The organism is Polyangium fumosum, assembly GCF_005144585.1.
Classification (GTDB): Bacteria; Myxococcota_A; Polyangia; order Polyangiales; family Polyangiaceae; genus Polyangium; species Polyangium fumosum.
Genome location: NZ_SSMQ01000175.1, coordinates 1 through 1950, shown reverse-complemented (window position 1 = coordinate 1950; position 1950 = coordinate 1). Strand labels below are relative to the sequence as shown.

Sequence of the window (1950 nt, the reverse complement as noted above, 5' to 3'; positions counted from 1 at the left end):
AGAGCATCGAACGGTTCGATGCTCTGCGAGATCGCGAAGCGAGCTCGCCTCGGGGGGTGAATCGACCGGGCTTTGCCCGGGCGAGAGGGGGACGCGAGGCGTCCCCCTCGGGACGAAAGAAGCCTAGAACATCGAGCGGTTCTTGAACCGATCGATGTTCTAGGGATTGCCGAACTCGGGGCTGACGAAAACGGCCGCATTCACGCCGCCGTTCTCGACGGGCGGCGCGGACGGGTCGATCCAGTTGTGCCGAATCACGACATCGACCCGCCCATGTCAAGGATGCCGTCGACGTACGCGCCGGGTGTCAGCTTGTCGAAGAGATTGTCTTCGAGCAGCACATGCGACGCAGCGAATTGATCGCCGTCGTTGCGCGTCATTCCAGGGCCGGCGTGTGCGTGGCTCCGCCGCACGGTGGTGTGGTCCGGGGAGACTCGGTGTGTAGATCGTTGTCGATCACCGCGAGCGCGGGCGTGCCCGCCGGGATCCCGGTGTTCGTCGCGTCGGGCCACGGTTTGGCGCAGGGATCGGCATTGCTGCCCCCTGCGCCACCGCCGCCTCCCGCAGCGCCGCTCCCGCCCGAGCCGGCGGGCATGCCGGCGCCCGCGCCGCCGCTGCCCCCACTGCCGCCAGCCCCGTCGGTAGCGCCGGAGTTTCCATGGTTCGAGGAGAATCCGCAGGCAGCGGCGAGGGTGAGTTGGAAGAGGAAGAGCGCGCGTAGAAAGGTACGTTCGAAGATCGTGGCGGCAGTCTAAACGGAGGAGGAGGCGTTGGGCGCGGATCCCGTGGCCGTTGCCTCGGCGGCCTTGAGCCGCGTGCCGCAGAGGACGTCCCACAAGTAGAGCGCTTCGCCGAAATGCGTGTTTGCCCGGGCGTGGTGGACGTTGTGGAAGGCTGAGGTATTGAGAAAGATACGAGGCAATGTCTTCTCGACCCACGACAGGGTCACGCCGCAGTGGAGATAGAAGTTGAGGTTCACGAATCCCACGACCAGCGCGAAATAGAGGGGCGCCCAGTGCAGCGCCTCCGGGATGCACAGAAGGAGAATCGGCCAGAAGGTGAGAAGCGCCTCGATCGGACCCACCGCAAAGCCAGCGAAGGCGGTGGGATCGCGGAAGACGTGGTGGGATTTATGGAATCCGAACAAGAGCCGAGTGTGCAGCAGCCGGTGTTTCCAGTAGAGCCACGCGTCGATCACGATGACGCCGAGAGCGGTCTGCACGACGACAGCCGCCACGCTCACGCCGTGCACGTCGAGGTTCCAGACGAGCCCCGTCGGATGCCCCAATCGCCATGCCGTGAGGGGCCAGGCCATGAGACAAGCGGCGACGTACATGGCGCGCGCCGTCTCGAAGGCTTCCCGCGCCATGGGCGCCGGCTTGATACGTGGCCCCTGAATCCGCGTCCCGAGGCGGCGCGAGAGCCACGTCACGATCGCCGCGCCTGACAATACGGGCATCACGAGAACGGCGAAAGAAAAGAGGAGGCTCGAGAACCAGGTCCCCGAACTCTCGGGGTGAAGAAATCCAGCAGCCGTCAGGACGACGAGAACGGCCGCGTCGATGATCTCGTGGATGGTCCAGCGCCTCGTATTCAGCGCCGGAGGCGGAGCTTGCATGACATATCCTCCGATCGAATCCCTTCGAGGACGTACCACAGCTTGCCTCGACCCATCAATTCCCAGCAGCGAGGCGTCGGAGCGGTGCCTCTGCGCGTGCATCCCGACGACGGATCCAGGAACCCGGGCACGCATTGGCGCTTGCGCATCGCGCCGGTTTCAGCGGAATATTGCAATTCCTTTGCAATCTCGATGATGCTTCACGAGTATCACCTCGCTCACCCCCGTCTGGACGCCGGCCCGCTGCCGTGGCAGGCGCCGCGCGCACGCGCGTTCGTCCGGCCGCCGGGCGCATCGAGCTTCGACAGCAAGCGCGCGCAGACGTCTGCGCA

General features: G+C 65.4%; 4 protein-coding genes. 1 reads left to right on the top strand and 3 read right to left on the bottom strand.

Annotation, left to right across the window (positions count from 1 at the left end):
- Window positions 1-254: 254 nt before the first annotated feature.
- The 3 genes from E8A74_RS55820 to E8A74_RS51560 form a co-directional block, all read right to left on the bottom strand.
- Window positions 255-380, bottom strand: a complete 126-nt coding sequence (locus tag E8A74_RS55820) for a hypothetical protein (RefSeq protein WP_269749954.1) — start codon at window positions 378-380, stop codon at window positions 255-257.
- Window positions 377-595, bottom strand: a complete 219-nt coding sequence (locus E8A74_RS51565; RefSeq protein WP_136936571.1) for a hypothetical protein — start codon at window positions 593-595, stop codon at window positions 377-379. Before E8A74_RS51565 ends, E8A74_RS55820 begins: the two co-directional genes overlap by 4 nt.
- A gap of 156 nt (window positions 596-751) precedes the next feature.
- On the bottom strand, window positions 752-1618 hold the full coding sequence (locus tag E8A74_RS51560; RefSeq protein ID WP_170230031.1) for a sterol desaturase family protein: 867 nt from the start codon (window positions 1616-1618) through the stop codon (window positions 752-754).
- Window positions 1619-1714: 96 nt separating this feature from the next.
- Between E8A74_RS51560 and E8A74_RS54485 the strand changes: the two genes are divergently transcribed.
- The coding region (locus tag E8A74_RS54485) for a hypothetical protein (protein WP_211365660.1) at window positions 1715-1950 on the top strand (236 nt) is incomplete at its 3' end.

Bases quoted from the DNA above. Each gene is read 5' to 3' on its own strand.
- E8A74_RS55820 (WP_269749954.1), bottom strand. From the start codon at position 380: ATGACGCGCAACGACGGCGATCAATTCGCTGCGTCGCATGTGCTGCTC.
- E8A74_RS51565 (WP_136936571.1), bottom strand. From the start codon at position 595: ATGCCCGCCGGCTCGGGCGGGAGCGGCGCTGCGGGAGGCGGCGGTGGC.
- E8A74_RS51560 (WP_170230031.1), bottom strand. From the start codon at position 1,618: ATGCAAGCTCCGCCTCCGGCGCTGAATACGAGGCGCTGGACCATCCAC.